The sequence below is a fragment of the Maritalea sp. YIW29 genome (assembly GCF_057219265.1).
This window is the reverse complement of the sequence record NZ_JBXVVF010000002.1, coordinates 487,026-503,567: the sequence shown is the minus strand read 5'-3', so window position 1 is coordinate 503,567 and position 16,542 is coordinate 487,026. Positions and strand designations below refer to the sequence as shown.

14 protein-coding genes are annotated in these 16,542 nt (G+C 50.7%); all 14 read left to right on the top strand.

Going from position 1 to position 16,542, the window contains the following annotated elements; genetic code table 11:
- Nucleotides 1-36: 36 nt before the first annotated feature.
- Complete coding sequence (gene mutS, locus AC2D8L_RS11540; RefSeq protein WP_484685630.1) at nt 37-2,877, top strand: DNA mismatch repair protein MutS; 2,841 nt, start codon at nt 37-39, stop codon at nt 2,875-2,877.
- Entirely contained in the window at nt 2,864-5,665 is a 2,802-nt protein-coding gene (locus AC2D8L_RS11535; protein ID WP_484685629.1) for a [protein-PII] uridylyltransferase, read from the top strand. The genes mutS and AC2D8L_RS11535 overlap by 14 nt, the downstream gene beginning before the upstream one ends.
- Complete coding sequence (gene murJ, locus AC2D8L_RS11530) at nt 5,662-7,215, top strand: murein biosynthesis integral membrane protein MurJ (RefSeq protein WP_484685628.1); 1,554 nt, start codon at nt 5,662-5,664, stop codon at nt 7,213-7,215. The genes AC2D8L_RS11535 and murJ overlap by 4 nt, the downstream gene beginning before the upstream one ends.
- Nucleotides 7,216-7,427: 212 nt before the next feature.
- A complete protein-coding gene (gene trpS, locus AC2D8L_RS11525) occupies nt 7,428-8,465 on the top strand; it encodes a tryptophan--tRNA ligase (RefSeq protein WP_484685627.1) in 1,038 nt (345 codons plus the stop codon).
- Nucleotides 8,466-8,528: 63 nt separating this feature from the next.
- Nucleotides 8,529-9,053 (top strand): universal stress protein, encoded by a 525-nt coding sequence (locus AC2D8L_RS11520; protein WP_484685626.1) that lies wholly within the window; start codon nt 8,529-8,531, stop codon nt 9,051-9,053.
- A 142-nt stretch (nt 9,054-9,195) separates the two neighbouring features.
- Nucleotides 9,196-9,759, top strand: coding sequence for a NifU family protein (locus AC2D8L_RS11515; RefSeq protein ID WP_484685625.1), 564 nt, complete (start codon nt 9,196-9,198; stop codon nt 9,757-9,759).
- A 19-nt stretch (nt 9,760-9,778) separates the two neighbouring features.
- Nucleotides 9,779-10,459 (top strand): tRNA (adenosine(37)-N6)-threonylcarbamoyltransferase complex dimerization subunit type 1 TsaB, encoded by a 681-nt coding sequence (gene tsaB / locus AC2D8L_RS11510; RefSeq protein ID WP_484685624.1) that lies wholly within the window; start codon nt 9,779-9,781, stop codon nt 10,457-10,459.
- Nucleotides 10,456-10,932 carry a ribosomal protein S18-alanine N-acetyltransferase gene (rimI, locus tag AC2D8L_RS11505; protein WP_484685623.1) on the top strand — a complete coding sequence of 159 codons (477 nt, stop codon included), beginning with the start codon at nt 10,456-10,458 and terminating at the stop codon, nt 10,930-10,932. Before tsaB ends, rimI begins: the two co-directional genes overlap by 4 nt.
- Before the next feature lie 91 nt (nt 10,933-11,023).
- Nucleotides 11,024-11,473: a Fur family transcriptional regulator gene (locus AC2D8L_RS11500; protein WP_484685622.1), complete on the top strand. Its 450-nt coding sequence runs from the start codon at nt 11,024-11,026 to the stop codon at nt 11,471-11,473.
- Complete coding sequence (locus AC2D8L_RS11495; RefSeq protein WP_484685621.1) at nt 11,470-12,276, top strand: lysophospholipid acyltransferase family protein; 807 nt, start codon at nt 11,470-11,472, stop codon at nt 12,274-12,276. The genes AC2D8L_RS11500 and AC2D8L_RS11495 overlap by 4 nt, the downstream gene beginning before the upstream one ends.
- Nucleotides 12,277-12,396: 120 nt before the next feature.
- Nucleotides 12,397-13,746, top strand: coding sequence for a tRNA (N6-isopentenyl adenosine(37)-C2)-methylthiotransferase MiaB (gene miaB / locus AC2D8L_RS11490; RefSeq protein ID WP_484685620.1), 1,350 nt, complete (start codon nt 12,397-12,399; stop codon nt 13,744-13,746).
- 127 nt (nt 13,747-13,873) lie between these two features.
- Nucleotides 13,874-14,842, top strand: a complete 969-nt coding sequence (locus AC2D8L_RS11485) for a PhoH family protein (RefSeq protein WP_484686398.1) — start codon at nt 13,874-13,876, stop codon at nt 14,840-14,842.
- A gap of 26 nt (nt 14,843-14,868) precedes the next feature.
- Complete coding sequence (gene ybeY / locus AC2D8L_RS11480) at nt 14,869-15,351, top strand: rRNA maturation RNase YbeY (protein WP_484685619.1); 483 nt, start codon at nt 14,869-14,871, stop codon at nt 15,349-15,351.
- A gap of 47 nt (nt 15,352-15,398) precedes the next feature.
- Nucleotides 15,399-16,484: a hemolysin family protein gene (locus AC2D8L_RS11475; protein ID WP_484685618.1), complete on the top strand. Its 1,086-nt coding sequence runs from the start codon at nt 15,399-15,401 to the stop codon at nt 16,482-16,484.
- The last annotated feature ends 58 nt before the right edge of the window (nt 16,485-16,542 follow it).

Below are 16,542 nucleotides of genomic sequence, written 5' to 3'. Positions count from 1 at the left end.
CTTTCGATGGCGCACTGATTGGCTTAAACGACACTGATGACAGACGAAAACCTGCAATTTGCTCAACCCCGTGACGATGTGGCCCAAGCGCCGATTAAGGGCGCACCCATGGCTAGTGCCCCGCACGCAGAGGCGACACCTACGGCCAGCTTATCCGGGCTAAAGCCGGTAAAATCAAAAAGCGCTGCAAAACCTTCGTCTCAACTCACGCCCATGATGGCGCAATTTTTCGAAATTCGAGCGGTTAATCCGGGATATTTGCTGTTCTATCGCATGGGTGATTTTTACGAGTTGTTCTTTGATGACGCCGAGATCGCCTCCCGCGCCCTTGGCATTGCCCTCACAAAACGGGGTAAGCACCTAGATCAAGACATTCCCATGTGCGGGGTGCCCGTTCACGCCGCGCAAGGATATTTGAAAAAACTCATTGCACTTGGGCACCGCGTTGCGGTCTGCGAGCAGATGGAAAACCCCGCAGAAGCGAAAAAACGCGGCGCAAAGTCTGTTGTTAAACGCGATGTGGTTCGTCTTGTCACTGCCGGTACGTTGACCGAAGATGATCTGTTGGACGACGGTGCCAACAACTACCTCGCCAGCCTCGCGATGATCCAACATGGTGATGCGGATTTTGCGATTTGCTACACGGACATCTCGACCGGCGAAATGTTTTATTGTGACATCAGCGCAGAGCAACTCAGCGACGAGTTGGCGCGGATTGAACCCACAGAGCTCATCGTTTCAGAACAAACCAACAAGTTCATCACAGAGCACAACCTGATCCCGATCAGTTTTTCAGGTCAATTGGCGGTGCAACCTTCAGATATTTTCAACTCAGAAGCCGCCACTGATATTCTGCGCGAAGCTTTCGGCGACACAGCAAATGATCTGTTGGGACAATCTCGCATTGTACGATCCGCTATTGCGGGGGCGGTCACGTACATTGACCAAACCCAAAAAGGCGCGAAAGTGCCGCTGCGTCTGCCCCAACGGGCTGGCGAAAAGCTGATGCAAATTGATGCAGCAACCCGGATGTCGCTTGAATTGTTGCGCACCAACCGGGGTGAAACAAAAGGCGCGCTGCGCGCCGCTATGGACAAATGTGTGACCTCTGCAGGCTCCCGCCTACTGTCCTCGCGTCTAAGCGCCCCATTATGCGATGCACCTGCGATCATTGAGCGCCATGATATGGTGGGTGACTTCTTCAACAATTCACTTGTGACATCTCTGGTACGCGAAAAACTCAAATCAACGCCGGATATCATGCGTGGATTAACCCGTTTGGCGCTGGGCCGCGGCGGTCCACGCGAAATGCTGGCGATCAAAGCCGCTATTGAAACTGCAGGATTGCAGGCCGATGAGTTGCAAGCGCTTGAAATGCAGAGCGCTGGGGTGCAGCGCCTTGCTGATGGCTTTAAGAGCGCGCCGTTTGAACTGGCGGCCCAAATCGGCGAACGGTTAAAAGACGAAGTGCCACTTTTACCGCGCGATGGTGGGTTCATAAGCGAGGGGTTCGACCCCGAGCTAGATGAGTTTCGCACCCTCGCCACCCAAAGCCGCCAAATCATCGCAGCATTACAAGCGCGATATGCCGACGAAACCGGCGTTAAAGCGATCAAAGTCAAACATAATAATGTACTTGGCTATTTCATCGAAGTGCCCGCCAGCCATGGCGCAAAGCTGATGGCAGAGCCATTGAATGAAACGTTCATTCACCGACAAACCCTAGCCAATGCGGTACGGTTTAACACAACTGAATTGTCCGAACTGCAAGGCAAAATCACCCATGCCAGCGACGCGGCATTGGCGATTGAATTGAAATTGTTCGATGAGCTTCGTGAATTGATTTTGCGTGAAACCGCTAACCTACAAGCACTAGCCGATGCGCTTGCTGAGCTTGATCTCACCGCCGCTTTGGGTCAATTGGCGCTGGAGCAAAATTACTGTCGACCCAAAATTGATGATACTAGATCATTTGCAATCACCGATGGTCGTCACCCTGTTGTTGAAATGATGCTCGCCAAATCTGGCGAAACGGCATTTGTGGCAAATGATTGTGACCTGTCCCCACCCCATGCCAGTAATGGGCCCGAAACGCAGAATGGCGGCGCGCTTTGGTTGATCACCGGCCCGAATATGGGTGGTAAATCAACGTTTCTGCGCCAAAATGCACTGATTGCGATCATGGCGCAAATGGGATCTTTCGTGCCCGCAGGCGCTGCGCATATTGGCACCATCGACCGGGTCTTCTCCCGGGTCGGCGCAGCAGATGACATTGCCCATGGGCGCTCGACCTTCATGGTCGAAATGGTAGAAACTGCGGCCATTTTGAACCGCGCGACGTCGGCCTCGCTCGTTGTCTTAGATGAAATTGGCCGCGGCACCGCAACATTTGATGGGCTTTCCATTGCATGGGCAGCTGTTGAGGCATTGCACGAAAATACAGGTTGCCGGTCTTTATTTGCCACTCACTATCATGAGCTAACCGCGCTTTCTGATCGTTTGGATCGGGTATCGAACCACACGATGAAGGTGCGCGAATGGGAAGGCGACGTCGTGTTTTTGCACGAAGTTGCAAACGGCACGGCCGACCGGTCCTACGGCATTCAAGTGGCAAAGCTTGCAGGTCTTCCCGCCCATGTAGTTGAGCGGGCGCAGGAAGTTCTGACGATTTTGGAGCAACGCGAAACCAATGATGTCGCCGCTGGGGTTGCGCAATTGCCCTTATTTGCGGAACGACGCCCAACGCCGCAGCCAAAAATTAATGATGAGCTGCAAAAACGCGTTAGTGAAATTAATCCAGATGAACTAACGCCGCGTATGGCAATTGATCTGTTGTATGAACTCAAAAAGCTTGGGCAAAAACATGCCGAACGCTAGTCGCCAAAATCTAAATTTTTCACTTGCAAAGGCCGATGATCTGGTCGCCCAAATCTTGCAAGAAATTGGTGATGAAGACCCGTCGGGTTCCAAAGCAAGGGCGATTGTTCTTAAAAAAGCCAAGGCAGTTCTAGCTACCGCACATAAAGAGGCTGAGATTGACCTCATCGCCAATGGCCGGGGCCGCGCCTGCGCGAAAAACCTCAATAATGCGCAAGACGAACTGATCAAAATGGCGTTCCGTTTCGCCTCAAAATATGTCTATCCGGTCACTAATCGTTCAGAAGCAGAATCTTTGTCCATCGCCGCGGTGGGCGGATATGGGCGGGGCACGCTGGCCCCCGGTTCAGACATCGATTTGCTGTTCATATTGCCCTACAAACAAACACCTTGGGGCGAGAGTGTTACCGAATATGTGCTCTATTTATTGTGGGATTTAGGCCAAAAGGTCGGCCATGCGGTTCGCTCGATTGACGAATGTTTGCGCATGGCCAAAGCTGATATGACCGTGCGCACCGCAACCCTTGAAGCGCGTCACATAACGGGCGATATGGTGCTGTTTAAAGAGCTGCAAAAGCGGTTTGGCGACGAAATTGTCGCCGATACCGGGCCCGAGTTTATCGCAGCGAAAATGGCGGAACGCGATGAGCGGCACGAGAAAATCGGCAATACACGTTTTGTTGTTGAGCCGAACATCAAGGACGGCAAGGGCGGATTACGGGACCTCAATACGCTATTTTGGATTTCCAAATATTTCTATCGTGTTGATAAAAGCGCCCAGCTGATTAAAAAAGGCGTCTTCTCGAAAAAGGAATATCGCCGCTTCCGACGATCGGATGACTTTTTGTGGGCCATTCGCTGCCACCTTCATTTTCTCACCGGCCGCGCGGAGGAAAAACTCAGTTTTGATCTTCAGCAGGAATTGGCCGCAAGGCTAAATGTAACAGGTCGCGCCGGGTTAATGCCCGTCGAGCGGCTGATGAAGCGCTATTTCGCTGTCGCAAAAGATGTTGGCGACCTGACGCGCATTTTTTGTACGTCGCTTGAATTCAATCATGCCAAAGACTTGGATTTTGTCGGGCAGGTGCGCAAAACATTGTCGCGGCGGCGCAAAATCAAGGGCGAAACAGATTTTGTCATCGAGCGCGGGCGCTTGAACATCATTAGTGAAGATGTGTTCGAAAAAGATCCGGTCAATATGATCAAGATCTTTTACATTGCCGGGCGCGAAGGGATTTTGTTTCATCCCGATAGTTTAAAGCAGATCAATCGATCGCGTAGACTGATTGACAAGAACTTGCGGGCTGACCCTGAGGCCAACAAATATTTCCTTGAAATCCTCACCCACGCGCCGTCTGTCGAACGCATACTGCGTCGAATGAACGAAGCCGAGGTCTTGGGGCGTTTTGTGCCCGAATTCGGTAAAATCGTCGCGCTCATGCAATTCAATATGTATCACCATTATACGGTGGATGAGCACCTCATTCGCGCAGTTGGGGTCATGGCTGAAATCGTTCAGGGCGGCCTAAAAGATGAACTACCGCTCACCCATGAACTTTTGCCCCATCTCGCAGATGTTAAACTGCTGTTTGTTGCTTTGTTTTTGCACGATATCGCAAAAGGCCGGCCAGAAGATCATTCAATCGCGGGCGCGAAAATCGCTCGACGCCTCTGCCCGCGTATTGGTCTTAGTGCAGCGGAAACCGACACGGTGGCTTGGTTGATCGAAAAACATCTAGTGATGAGCGAGATTTCCCAATCTCGAGATGTTCAAGACCCTGAAACCGCCAAAAATTTTGCCCAAACCATTCAGAGCCCGGCTCGGCTTAGCCTGCTGCTGGTACTCACCGCTTGCGATATCCGTGCTGTGGGTCCGGGCGTTTGGACCGGGTGGAAAGGCTCTCTTTTGCGGGCCCTTTATTATGCCACAGAGCCGTTGCTTTCTGGCGGACATTCCCAAGTTAGCCAAGCTGATCGCATCGATGCAGCCAAACTTCGCTTGGCCCAAGCCTTACGCGACTGGCCTACAGAGCAGGCTCAAGAATATCTTGAGGGCCATTATCCTGCCTACTGGCTGCGCTCAGAATTTCAGCTGCAAATTGATCATGCGCACATGATCCGCAAAGCTAACCGGTTGGGCCAGCAATTTGCAGGCTGCGTCGGGGTTAAAAGCTTTGAAGCGATCACCGAAATCTCGATTTACACGCCAGATCATCCCCGCCTGCTTTCGATGATTGCGGGCGCATGTACCCTTTCAAATGCGGATATTGTTGGTGCGCAAATCACCTTGATGCGAGACGGCAGGGCCTTGGATACATTGCGCCTAAAACGTAGCTTCAAGTCGGACGAAGAAGAACGTATCCGAGCGCTTAAAATCGTCGAACTCGTGCAAAAGCTCCTAAGCGGCGAAAAACATATCCTGCCGGAAATGGGTAAGGGGTCAAAACTCAATAAACGGCTTAAGCCGTTTAGCGTTCCAACGGACGTGATTATCTCAAATTCATTGTCCAAAAAATTCACGGTTATCGAAGTGTCCGGGCTTGATCGGTCCGGCCTGTTGCATGACCTGACGAAGGCGATTGCCGACCTCAACCTCACGATTGGGTCTGCCCATATTGGCACATTTGGCGAGCGGGCAATTGATGTGTTTTATGTGACCGACTTGACCGACATGAAGGTAACGGACGAAAAACGGCAAAAGAAAATAAAAGCCGTGCTTTCGGATATCTTCCCGTCAGGTGATGGCGAGAAACCGGCGAAGAAAAAGCCAAATGAGACAAGCGCGTGAGATTGATTAAGAACTTTGCCAGCGTCGGCAGCGCAACATTATTGTCGCGTTTGCTCGGTTTTGCCCGGGACATCATGATGGCCGGCATTTTAGGCGCAGGCCCGGTGGCAGATGCGTTCGTCGCCGCCTTTCGCCTGCCCAATATGTTCCGGCGCATTTTGGCCGAAGGCGTGTTCAACACGGCCTTTATCCCGCTTTTTGCCAAAGCTTTGGAGCAAGAAGGCGAGGCGCAAGCAAAACGCTTTTCCGCCAATATTATCTCTTCGCTTATTTTCATCCTGCTGGCTTTGACTATTCTGGCCGAAATCTTCATGCCGCAATTGATTTTGCTGCTCACCACGGGCTTTGCAAACGATCCAGAGAAATTTGAACTGACAGTGTTGCTTGCCCGCATTTGTTTCCCCTATTTGGCCTGCATGTCATTGATGGCGGCCTATGGCGCGGTGCTAAATGGCTTGCGCAAATTTTTCCTCGCGGCCTTGGCCCCGGTGTTGCTGAACGTTGTATTGGTGATCGTTCTGGCCTATTTGGTGCTGGTTGCTGTTGAAACACGCACTGCGGGCATCATTATATCTTTTGGTGTGTTGGCTGGAGGTTTCGCCCAGATTGCGCTGGTGGCTTGGGCACTCATGCGCACGGGCTACTTTCCGCGTTTGACTTGGCCCAAATTGGATAGTGACCTAAAGAAATTCTGGGCACTGGCCATCCCCGCCATTTTGACCGGCGGCGTCACCCAGATCAATATTCTGGTGGGCACCAACATTGCATCTGGCCAAGAAAGCGCGATTGCCTATCTTTATTATGCGGATCGGCTTTATCAATTGCCATTGGGCATGATTGGCATTGCCATTGGCGTGGTGCTTTTGCCCGAACTCTCCCGTTTGCTCAAATCTGGCGAGGCCAGCAAAGCCGCCAATGTGCAAGAACGCAGCCTCTTTTTCGGCTTAATGCTCACGCTACCTGCCGCCGTTGCCCTTTTCGTCATCGCTGAACCAATAATCAGCACCCTCTTTCAACGTGGGGCGTTTGACGCTGTCGCCACAAAACAAGCCGCCGCTGCTTTGCAAATCTTTGCCCTTGGCCTGCCCGCCTTTGTTTTGGTCAAAGTGTTCCAACCAAGTTACTTCGCCCGTGAAGATACAAAAACACCGGCCATTTTTGCCGCCGTCTCGGTAGTGTTGAATATTGGCTTTTCACTGCTTCTGTTTCCAAGGCTGCAACATGTCGGCATCGCATGGGCGACAACCCTTTCAGGGTGGGCAAATGTGCTATTGCTGGTTGTAACCTTGGGGTTTTGGCGTCAATTGATGTTGCCCAAATCGGTCATTTTCAACGTTGTCGCGCTCCTGGCGGTCAGCTCGATTATGGGCGCTGTTCTTTATTTCTCATCAAATTATCTAGACGGCCAATTTGCGGCTGATTTGCCTTTACTGTGGCGCGCAATGTGTTTGGCCCTGTTGGTTGTTGTTGGGGCCGGTAGCTATTTTGCGTTGCTCCATATTTTGGGTATTCAGCGCCTTAATCGATGGCGAGATTTTGTGAAATCTTGATTTTGGCGAGCAAGGCCTGCCAGACATGTCTCCGACTTGCCTGTTTACAATTTTACCTGACTTCGTTTAGGTAATCCATTCATCAAGAGCGTTTTCAGCAAAAGTGTTTACGGTTTTGCGGTTCGAAAACGCGAACAATCAATAATATAGAGCATTTAGGGTGGTTCCGTTTAAACTCAAAATGCTCTACTCACAAAGCTTGGGTCCACACCATGACTGAATTCAAAAATCGCCTATTTTCAGGCGTACAACCAACCGGTGATCTTCATTTAGGCAATTATTTGGGCGCGATCCGTCGCTTCGCGCCATTGCAAGATCAATTTGACTGCATTTTCTGCGTTGTTGATATGCACGCCATTACCGTTTGGCAGGACCCAAAAGCGCTGCGGCAAAAAACCCGTGAAGTGGCCGCCGCCTATATTGCGACCGGTGTTGATCCAAAACGTTCGATTATTTTCAACCAGAGCCAAGTCATGCAACATGCGGAATTGGCATGGGTGTTTAATTGTGTCGCGCGGATCGGTTGGATGAACCGCATGACGCAGTTCAAGGACAAGGCGGGCAAAAATCGCGAAAACGCGTCGCTTGGGCTTTATGCTTATCCAACCCTAATGGCAGCGGACATTCTTCTTTATCGTGGCACCCATGTACCCGTTGGTGACGACCAGAAACAGCATCTAGAACTCACCCGCGACATCGCGCAAAAGTTTAATAATGATTTCAACGCCGAAATTGTTGAAGAAGGTTTTGACGACGGGCAGTTCTTCCCCATCACGGAGCCACTCATTTCCGGCCCAGCCATGCGGATCATGTCTTTGCGCGATGGCACAAAGAAGATGTCAAAATCTGATCCGTCCGAAATGTCCTGTATCGCGTTGATGGATGATGCTGATAAAATTGCGAAAAAGTTCCGCAAGGCAAAATCTGACGCAGAACCTTTACCGTCTGAAGTTGAAGGTCTTGAGGGACGTCCAGAAGCCCGAAATCTTGTTGAGATTTTCGCTGCCCTTTCAGAAAAATCACCAGAAGATGTTTTAGCTGAGTTTGGCGGCCAAGGGTTTGGCGCGTTCAAGCCAGCCCTTGCTGACTTGGCCGTTGAGCGTCTTAGCCCAATTTCAGCTGAAATCAGCCGGATGCTCGCTGAACCAGACGAAATAGATGCTATTTTGCGTGATGGCGCGGAACGGGCGGGCGAGATCGCAGAAGAAACCATGAAGCATGTGCGTCAAATTGTTGGCTTTCTTAGCTAATTCAATTTGAAATTTGCCGCGTCAATTTTGCTTTGAATTCCGACTGGATTTCTATCTTGGCAAATGGCGCTGCAAATGTCAGCATGCACCAAACTGGAAAATGCGGCACATATGGATCGAGAAAAATATAATCGCAAATTTTTGGCGGTTTTGGATGGCACGGACGAATGCGCCGTGGCCGTCACCTTTGCGGGCTGCCGAATGCGACGTACCGGCGGCATCGTCAAGCTGTTGGTCGTAATCGAACCCGATCAGTTTCAACATTGGATTGGTGTTGAAAATGTCATGCGTGCCGAAGCTTTTGAAGAAGCCAACCGGTGGCTGGATGAGGCCGAAGCGCGGATCAAAGCGCTTGGGGACATTCCTGTTGAGCGTGAAATTCGCGAAGGCAATAAGGCGGATGAGTTAGAAGCAGCGATTGCTGAAGATAAGCATATTTCTATTTTAGTTTTGGCGTCCTCAAAATCCACAGATGGCCCGGGCCCCTTGGTCAGCGCCATTGCTGCACGCGGCGCAACGGCACTGCCAATTCCCGTAGCAATTGTCCCGGGCTTCCTCAGTGACGACGAAATCGAAGAATTGGCCTAACGCTTTGTCGTGTTCCTTCGGCATTAAAGCGTCACAGTTCGATGTTACCCCTTGCCTTTGCGTATAAAAATACTATTTTGGAACTATTCTAAAGAAGATTTAGCCCCACATTTGGGCCTAAGAGCTCGGAGACCTGAGAACAATGTTTATTCAAACTGAAGCAACACCAAATCCGCAAACACTAAAGTTTTTGCCGGGCCGTGATGTGTTGGCAGGCGAGCCGATGGACTTTAGAACCGAAGAAGCGGCGGCAGCGTCGCCTTTAGCATCCGCACTTTTCACCATTGATGGTGTGTCTGGCGTGTTCTTCGGATCAGATTTTATTGCCGTCACCAAGGGCGACGATGATTGGTCGCATATTAAGCCGGCGATTTTGGGCTCGATCATGGAACATTTCATGTCCGGGCAGCCGCTTTTGGCCGATGGCGCTAGCCAATCGCAAAGCGATGATGCGGACGAGTTTTTTGAAGAAGCCGATACCGAAATGGTCGAAGTGATCAAAGAACTGTTGGACACCCGGGTTCGCCCAGCTGTGGCCATGGATGGCGGCGACATCACCTTTAAAGGCTTCAAGCAGGGCACTGTCTATTTGCATATGCAAGGCGCATGCGCTGGTTGCCCATCGTCAACCGCCACGCTAAAAAATGGCATTGAAAACCTTCTCCGCCACTTTGTACCTGGTGTTGAAGATGTACAGCAAATCTAGCTTCAGCTATAATTGTTAGATGAGCACATACCCCATCACCCTTGCCATCGATACAGCGCAGGCGAGCTGTCAAAGCGCGCTGATCGATGCTGATGGTTCCAGTTATGCTATGTCCGAAGCGCGGGCCCGCGGCCATGCTGAGCATGTGATGGATCAGATCGACGCGCTTTTAGACAATGCACAGCGCGAATATGACGACCTGGAACGGATTGTTGTCAGTGCGGGTCCAGGATCTTTCACAGGATTGCGGGTTGGTCTAGCTGCCGCGCGGGGATTGGCGGTTGCGCTGGATATCCCATGTTTAGGCATCCCCACCATGCTGGCCCTTTCTTTGAGCGGCAAAGAAAAACACCCCCTAACAGTGCTCATCGACGCACGACGCGACCAGCATTTTCGTCAAGATTTTTCGGCGCCCGGCGTACCAAAATCCGGGCCGATGGCGCTTGATAATCACGTTGCGTTAGAAGGTCTAAATAGCGAAAGCCGTGTGCTTGGTTCAGGTGCTGAATGGGCGGCAGAGCAATGTGGTGTTCAAAATATTGAATTGGCCCGCGATCCAGATATGCGCACCTTCATCAATGCGGTGAAGATGGCCGAATTTGGTCAGCTCGCAAATATCGAAGATTTCCCGCCAGAGCCTTGTTACATCCGGGCAGCTGACGCAAAGCCGCAATCCGCAAAACATATTGAACGCCTATGAAAATCTGGATGGCTCCAGCCGGACTTCATGTAGAACCGGCCCAAATCGGCGATGAAAAACCGCTAGCAGCGCTGCATGCTGAAGGGTTCTTTCGCGGCTGGACTACAGTCGATTTTCAATCCTATTTACGCGGATCAGAAACCCCAATTTATGTTGCCTGTGACGCGAAGCGTAAGATTGCGGGTTTTTCCATGTTGCGCATTACGGGTGATGAGTGCGAATTGATGACCATCGTTGTGGGTAAGAAGTTTAAGGGCAAACGCCTCTCGACCGCGCTCATGCAGGCAATGATCGAAGATTTGATGATGAGCCCGGTCACCAAAATGTTTTTGGAAGTGGACGAAGACAATCAGCCCGCCCGAAAACTCTACGATCGCTTCGGTTTTATTCAAATTGGTGAACGACGGGGATATTATCCACGTCCAGACGGCAAAACTGCAACGGCGCTTGTCATGAAAGCTGATCTCGGATAATTCAAGTCTAGAGCGATTTCAGCAAAGGCTGCATGGATTTGCGGTTCGAAAACGCGATTAGTCAAAGCGCAGATTCTATGGGGTTTAGCTGATGAGCAATTCAAATCAAAATGCGAACCTAGAACAGCTTTGCGAAACATCCGGCATGCGCATGACCGAGCAGCGTCGCGTCATCGCGCGGGCGCTTGCCGAAGCGGTAGACCATCCGGACGTGGAAGAACTTTACCGACGCGCATCTGCCATCGACCCCAAAATTTCACTTTCAACGGTTTACCGCACCGTGAACCTGTTTGAGGAAGCAGGCTTGGTCACCAAGCACGATTTTAAGGATGGCCGCGCGCGATTTGAGCAAATTCCAGACGAACACCATGATCACCTGATTGACGTGCGCACAGGTAAAGTCATCGAATTTCGCAATGAAGAAATTGAAGCGATTCAGGAAGTTATTGCCCGAAAGCTCGGCTTTAAGCTCGTGGATCACCGGCTTGAACTTTATGGCGTGCCGCTGGAAGATAAACCGGCAGACGAAGACGACAAATGATTTGGCGGATCATCTTCTTTGTTTTGATCACGGTGCCCGGCCTTCTGGCCATCATCGCCTGCCAGGTGGTTACATTGTGGCTTAAGGGCTCCAATTGGCACTTTTTCCCTCGTTTGGCCCACAGTTTGGTCTGTTTCAATTTGGGCATAAAGGTGCGCCAAATCGGCCAACCCGCTACAGACAAGCCAACCCTTCTGGTATCCAACCATATATCTTGGCTCGATATTCCCGCCATCGGGATGACCGCGCCGGTTAGCTTTGTTGCGAAATCTGAAGTTGGTCGCTGGCCCGTTGTTGGGTTCTTGGCCAATTTGCAAAAAACAATTTACGTCGATCGGCAAAAGAAAACCGACACGGGCCGCGTGACCAATGAAATGAGCGAGCGCATGTCCAGCGGGCAACCTGTGCTGCTTTTTGCTGAGGGCACATCAGACCTTGGGTTGCATGTTTTGCCGTTTCGTTCGGCGCTGGTGGGCAGCACCCAGACCGCGATGAAGAACGACGCGATCAGTGAGTTATACATTCAGCCAATGACCATCGCCTATACCCACCTCAATGGGTTGCCAATTTCGCGTGCCGAGCGATCAAAGATCGCTTGGGTGGGAGATATGGGCATCGAAGACAATATCGGCGACATTCTTAAATCGGGCACCAAATCTGTCACCATCATGTTTGGCGAACCGATCCTATTTTCGCGCGACGAAGACCGTAAATTGGTGACCAAGAAAGCTGAGCAGGCTGTGCGTGATATGTTGGTCGCCATTAATCGTCAAACCACCTTGCCTAAAGCCCATCTGAGCTAAGATTAGTAGGTAGATCAGAAGTCTTTGCCACATCCCGTACTTTGGTGTAACAAAGCGCTTCACCTTGGGTTTTAGACCCATTTAATGTGACCTTAAAACACCGGTTTTGAACCCCAAAAAATGACACATACAAAAAAACTGTTTATCAAAACATATGGCTGTCAGATGAATGTCTATGACAGTGATCGTATGGCGGACGCGCTCGCCCCATCGGGCTATGAAGCAACGACGGATATCGATCAGGCCGATTTGGTGGTTCTCAACACATGTCACATTCGGGAAAAAGCGGCTGAAAAGGTCTATTCCGAGCTTGGCCGTTTGCGCATTATGCGTGAGAAAAAAGAACAAGCTGGCGGCGAAATGATGATCGGCATTGCTGGTTGTGTTGCCCAAGCCGAAGGCGAGGAAATTGTGCGCCGTGCACCGGTTGTTGATTTGGTGTTTGGCCCGCAATCTTACCATAAATTGCCCGAACTCGTTGAAAAGGCACAAAAGGGCCGGGTGGTCGAAACTGATTTCTCTGCTGAAGATAAATTTGAACATCTGCCAAAGCCGGCAAAAGAAACCACCATTGCGCGCGGGCTAACATCGTTCCTGACGGTGCAAGAAGGTTGCGATAAGTTCTGCACTTTCTGCGTGGTGCCCTATACACGGGGGGCGGAAGTGTCTCGCCCGGTCGCCCAAATTGTCGCCGAAGCCGAGAATTTGATTGAAGCTGGCGTGAAAGAAATCACGCTGCTTGGGCAAAATGTAAACGCCTATCACGGTGAAGATGCAGGCGGGCAAACCAAAGGTTTGGCCCAACTACTTTATCGCCTCAGCGAGATCAAAGGTCTGGATCGCCTGCGCTACACCACATCGCACCCGCGTGATATGGATGATGATTTGATCAATGCGCACCGCGATCTAGATATGTTGATGCCGTACCTGCATCTGCCAGTGCAATCAGGTTCGGACACGATTTTAAAGTCGATGAACCGGCAACACACGGCTGAAGAATATTTGCGGGTTTTGGATCGCATGCGCGAAGCGCGGCCTGATATTGCACTGTCTGGCGATTTTATCGTTGGCTTCCCTGGCGAAACAGACGAAGATTTTGAAGCGACAATGAAAATTGTGCGTGACGTGGAATATGCGCAGGCCTATTCGTTTAAATATTCAACCCGCCCTGGGACACCGGGTGCCGTGATGGAAAATCAGGTGCCTGAAGAAGTGAAGTCAGAGCGTTTGGCGCGTTTGCAAGAGCTTCTCAATCACCAACAAACCGAATTCAACAAGTCCCGTATTGGCTCCACAATGCAGGTTTTGTTTGAAAAAACAGGCCGTGACCCAGGCCAAATTGTTGGCCGTTCGCCATACCTCCAACCGGTGCAAGTTGATGCAGATCCGTCCCATATCGGGACTATTCAGGATGTTTTTGTGGAATCGGTGGGTAAATTTTCACTTTTTGGTAAGATTGTCACAAAATAGATAGATCAATATTTCAATAGTTGCGGCATACTGAAATGGTAAATTGAGTCGCAAAACATTTAGGAGCTCTTGTTTGACAAAATCATGGTCACCCGAAGGCCATAAATCGGAAACAACAGATTTGGAAATGGCGTTTGAAGATAACCGTCTCGCGTCCCAACTCTATGGCGAGTTTGACCAAAACTTGGCTCTGATTGAACAAAAGCTCGGCGTTCGCGCCAATACACGTGGTAACCACGTCATGCTTTCTGGCAACGCTGTAAGTGTTGATCAGGCGCGCCGAACCCTAGAATCTCTTTACGCTCAGCTCGAAGATGGCCAAAATTTCTCGATTGGCGATGTGGATGGTGTTATCCGTATGATCCTCACCGAGGATAGCCAACTCACTTTGCCAACATTTGAGAAAAAAGGCCGTGTACGCATGGCACAAATTGCGACCCGTAAATCCACCATCATTGCCAGATCACCGGCCCAAGATGGCTATATCCGCGCCATGGACCGCACCGAATTGGTGTTCGGCGTTGGCCCGGCGGGAACCGGCAAAACCTATCTTGCTGTGGCATATGCAGCGACAATGCTCGAGCGCGGCGATATTAGCCGGATCATCCTGTCTCGCCCGGCCGTTGAAGCTGGCGAACATCTGGGCTTTTTGCCCGGCGATATGAAAGACAAGGTCGACCCCTATCTCCGCCCGCTCTACGATGCGCTTTACGATATGATGCAGCCCGAAATTGTTGACCGCTGCATTGAAAATCACACAATCGAAGTTGCGCCCTTAGCCTTTATGCGGGGTCGGACACTATCTAACGCCGTCGTGATATTGGATGAAGCGCAAAACACAACTGCCCAGCAGATGAAGATGTTTTTGACCCGTTTAGGTGAAAACTCAAAAATGATCATCACCGGCGACCCTTCTCAAGTGGATCTGCCGCGCGGCGTTCGGTCGGGTTTGGTTGAGGCGTTGGACTTTCTATCAGGTGTCGAAGGCATTCATGTCACGCGCTTTAGCGACAAAGATGTTGTGCGCCACAAACTGGTGGCCCGCATTATTCGCGCTTACGATAAAGCGGAGAAAAAGGCCAAAAATGCAGATTAAGCGATCTGCAAATTTGGTAATTGCGCGTGCCTAGATTTGACTTAGAAATCGATGTCCTTTTTGAAGATGAGGCTTGGCCGGAGCATCTGGAAGGCGAGATATTGCGCGTAATTAACGCCGCCATTGCCCATCTAAAACTTATGATCGAGGGCCCAACTGAGCTGTCGGTTTTGCTGACCAACGATGAACACCAGCATCAACTCAACGCCCAATGGCGGGAAAAACAGTCCTCAACGAACGTGCTGTCATTCCCTCAAATTGAACCATTCGCGCCTGTTTCTGGCCTTATTGGCGATATATCTTTGGCATATGAGACCGTTGCAAAAGAGGCGCAGAGCGAAGGTAAAAGCCTAAAAGGTCATGTGTCGCACCTTTGTGTGCATGGTTTTTTACATATTTTGGGCTATGATCACCTAACCAGTGAAGACGCGGAGCAAATGGAACAATTAGAGCGTGAAATATTATCGACGCTTGAAATTGATGACCCATATACCGAAATAGCAAACTAATTTAGAGCTTTTAAGAGGAGCAAAAACGGCCCAACGGCCGCATCGAAATGAACGACAAAGATCAACCCATCGCCGCGGCGCAAAGGCCGCATCGTCAATCTGGCGACCGTGCAACCCCTCAAATTCAGTCTCAAGACAAACAGCTGGGCGATAAAAAGCTGTCATTTTGGGGAAAAATCCGAGCAAAATTAGCGTTTCGCGCCCCAACATTGCGCGAAGATCTGCAAGAGGCATTAGAAGACGGCACCAGCAATGGATTTGACGCTGCCTTCTCAGATGGCGAACGCGCGCTCATTCAAAACGTCCTCAATCTGTCCCAAATTCGTGTCGAAGATGTGATGATCAATCGGGCAGATATCGAAGCCACAGAAATTGACGACACGGTTTCCAACCTGATTGCGCGCTTTCGCCATGCAGGCCATTCTCGGCTGCCTGTTTATGACGACATGCTCGACAATATTGTGGGGATGGTCCACATCAAAGATCTTTTGCTCAGCTTGTCCGAACCCCAAGAGGTTAGCGATAAGAAGTCTCAGCCTGAGAAGCTTAAATCTGGCACTTTGCGCACCAAATTGATCAATACGGGTCTCGTGCGAGAGGTGCTATATGTACCCCCGGCAATGCCGGTTGGCAGCTTGCTCCAATCTATGCAATCAACCCGCATTCACATGGCAATTGTTGTTGATGAATATGGTGGCACTGATGGGTTGGTGACCATTGAAGATTTGATTGAAGAAGTTGTTGGCGACATCGAAGATGAGCACGATGAGGCCGCGCAAATTCAAATCAGCCAATTGGACGAAACCACGTTTGTTGTGGACGCGCGCTGTGAATTGGATGATCTGGCCAAGACGCTAGGCCCAGACTTTGACCCCGGCGAACATGCAGAAGATGTAGATACATTGGGCGGCTTAATAACTTCGCTCGTTGATCGTGTGCCGGTTCGCGGCGAAGTGATTTCGAAATTGCGTGGATTTGAGTTTGAAATTATTCATGCTGACCCGCGCCGGGTACGTACGATAAAGGTAACGCAGCGCAAACGAGCGGTACGCCCCCGACCAACGCGCAAACTCAAAATCGAAGAGAGCCAAGAAAGTGGCGAAAACGACAACAACAAAACCGCGGCGGAATAGAGATCAGTAAAGAATAGACATGTTCGGCACTTGACGAACACGCCTTGAAACGTGAGCA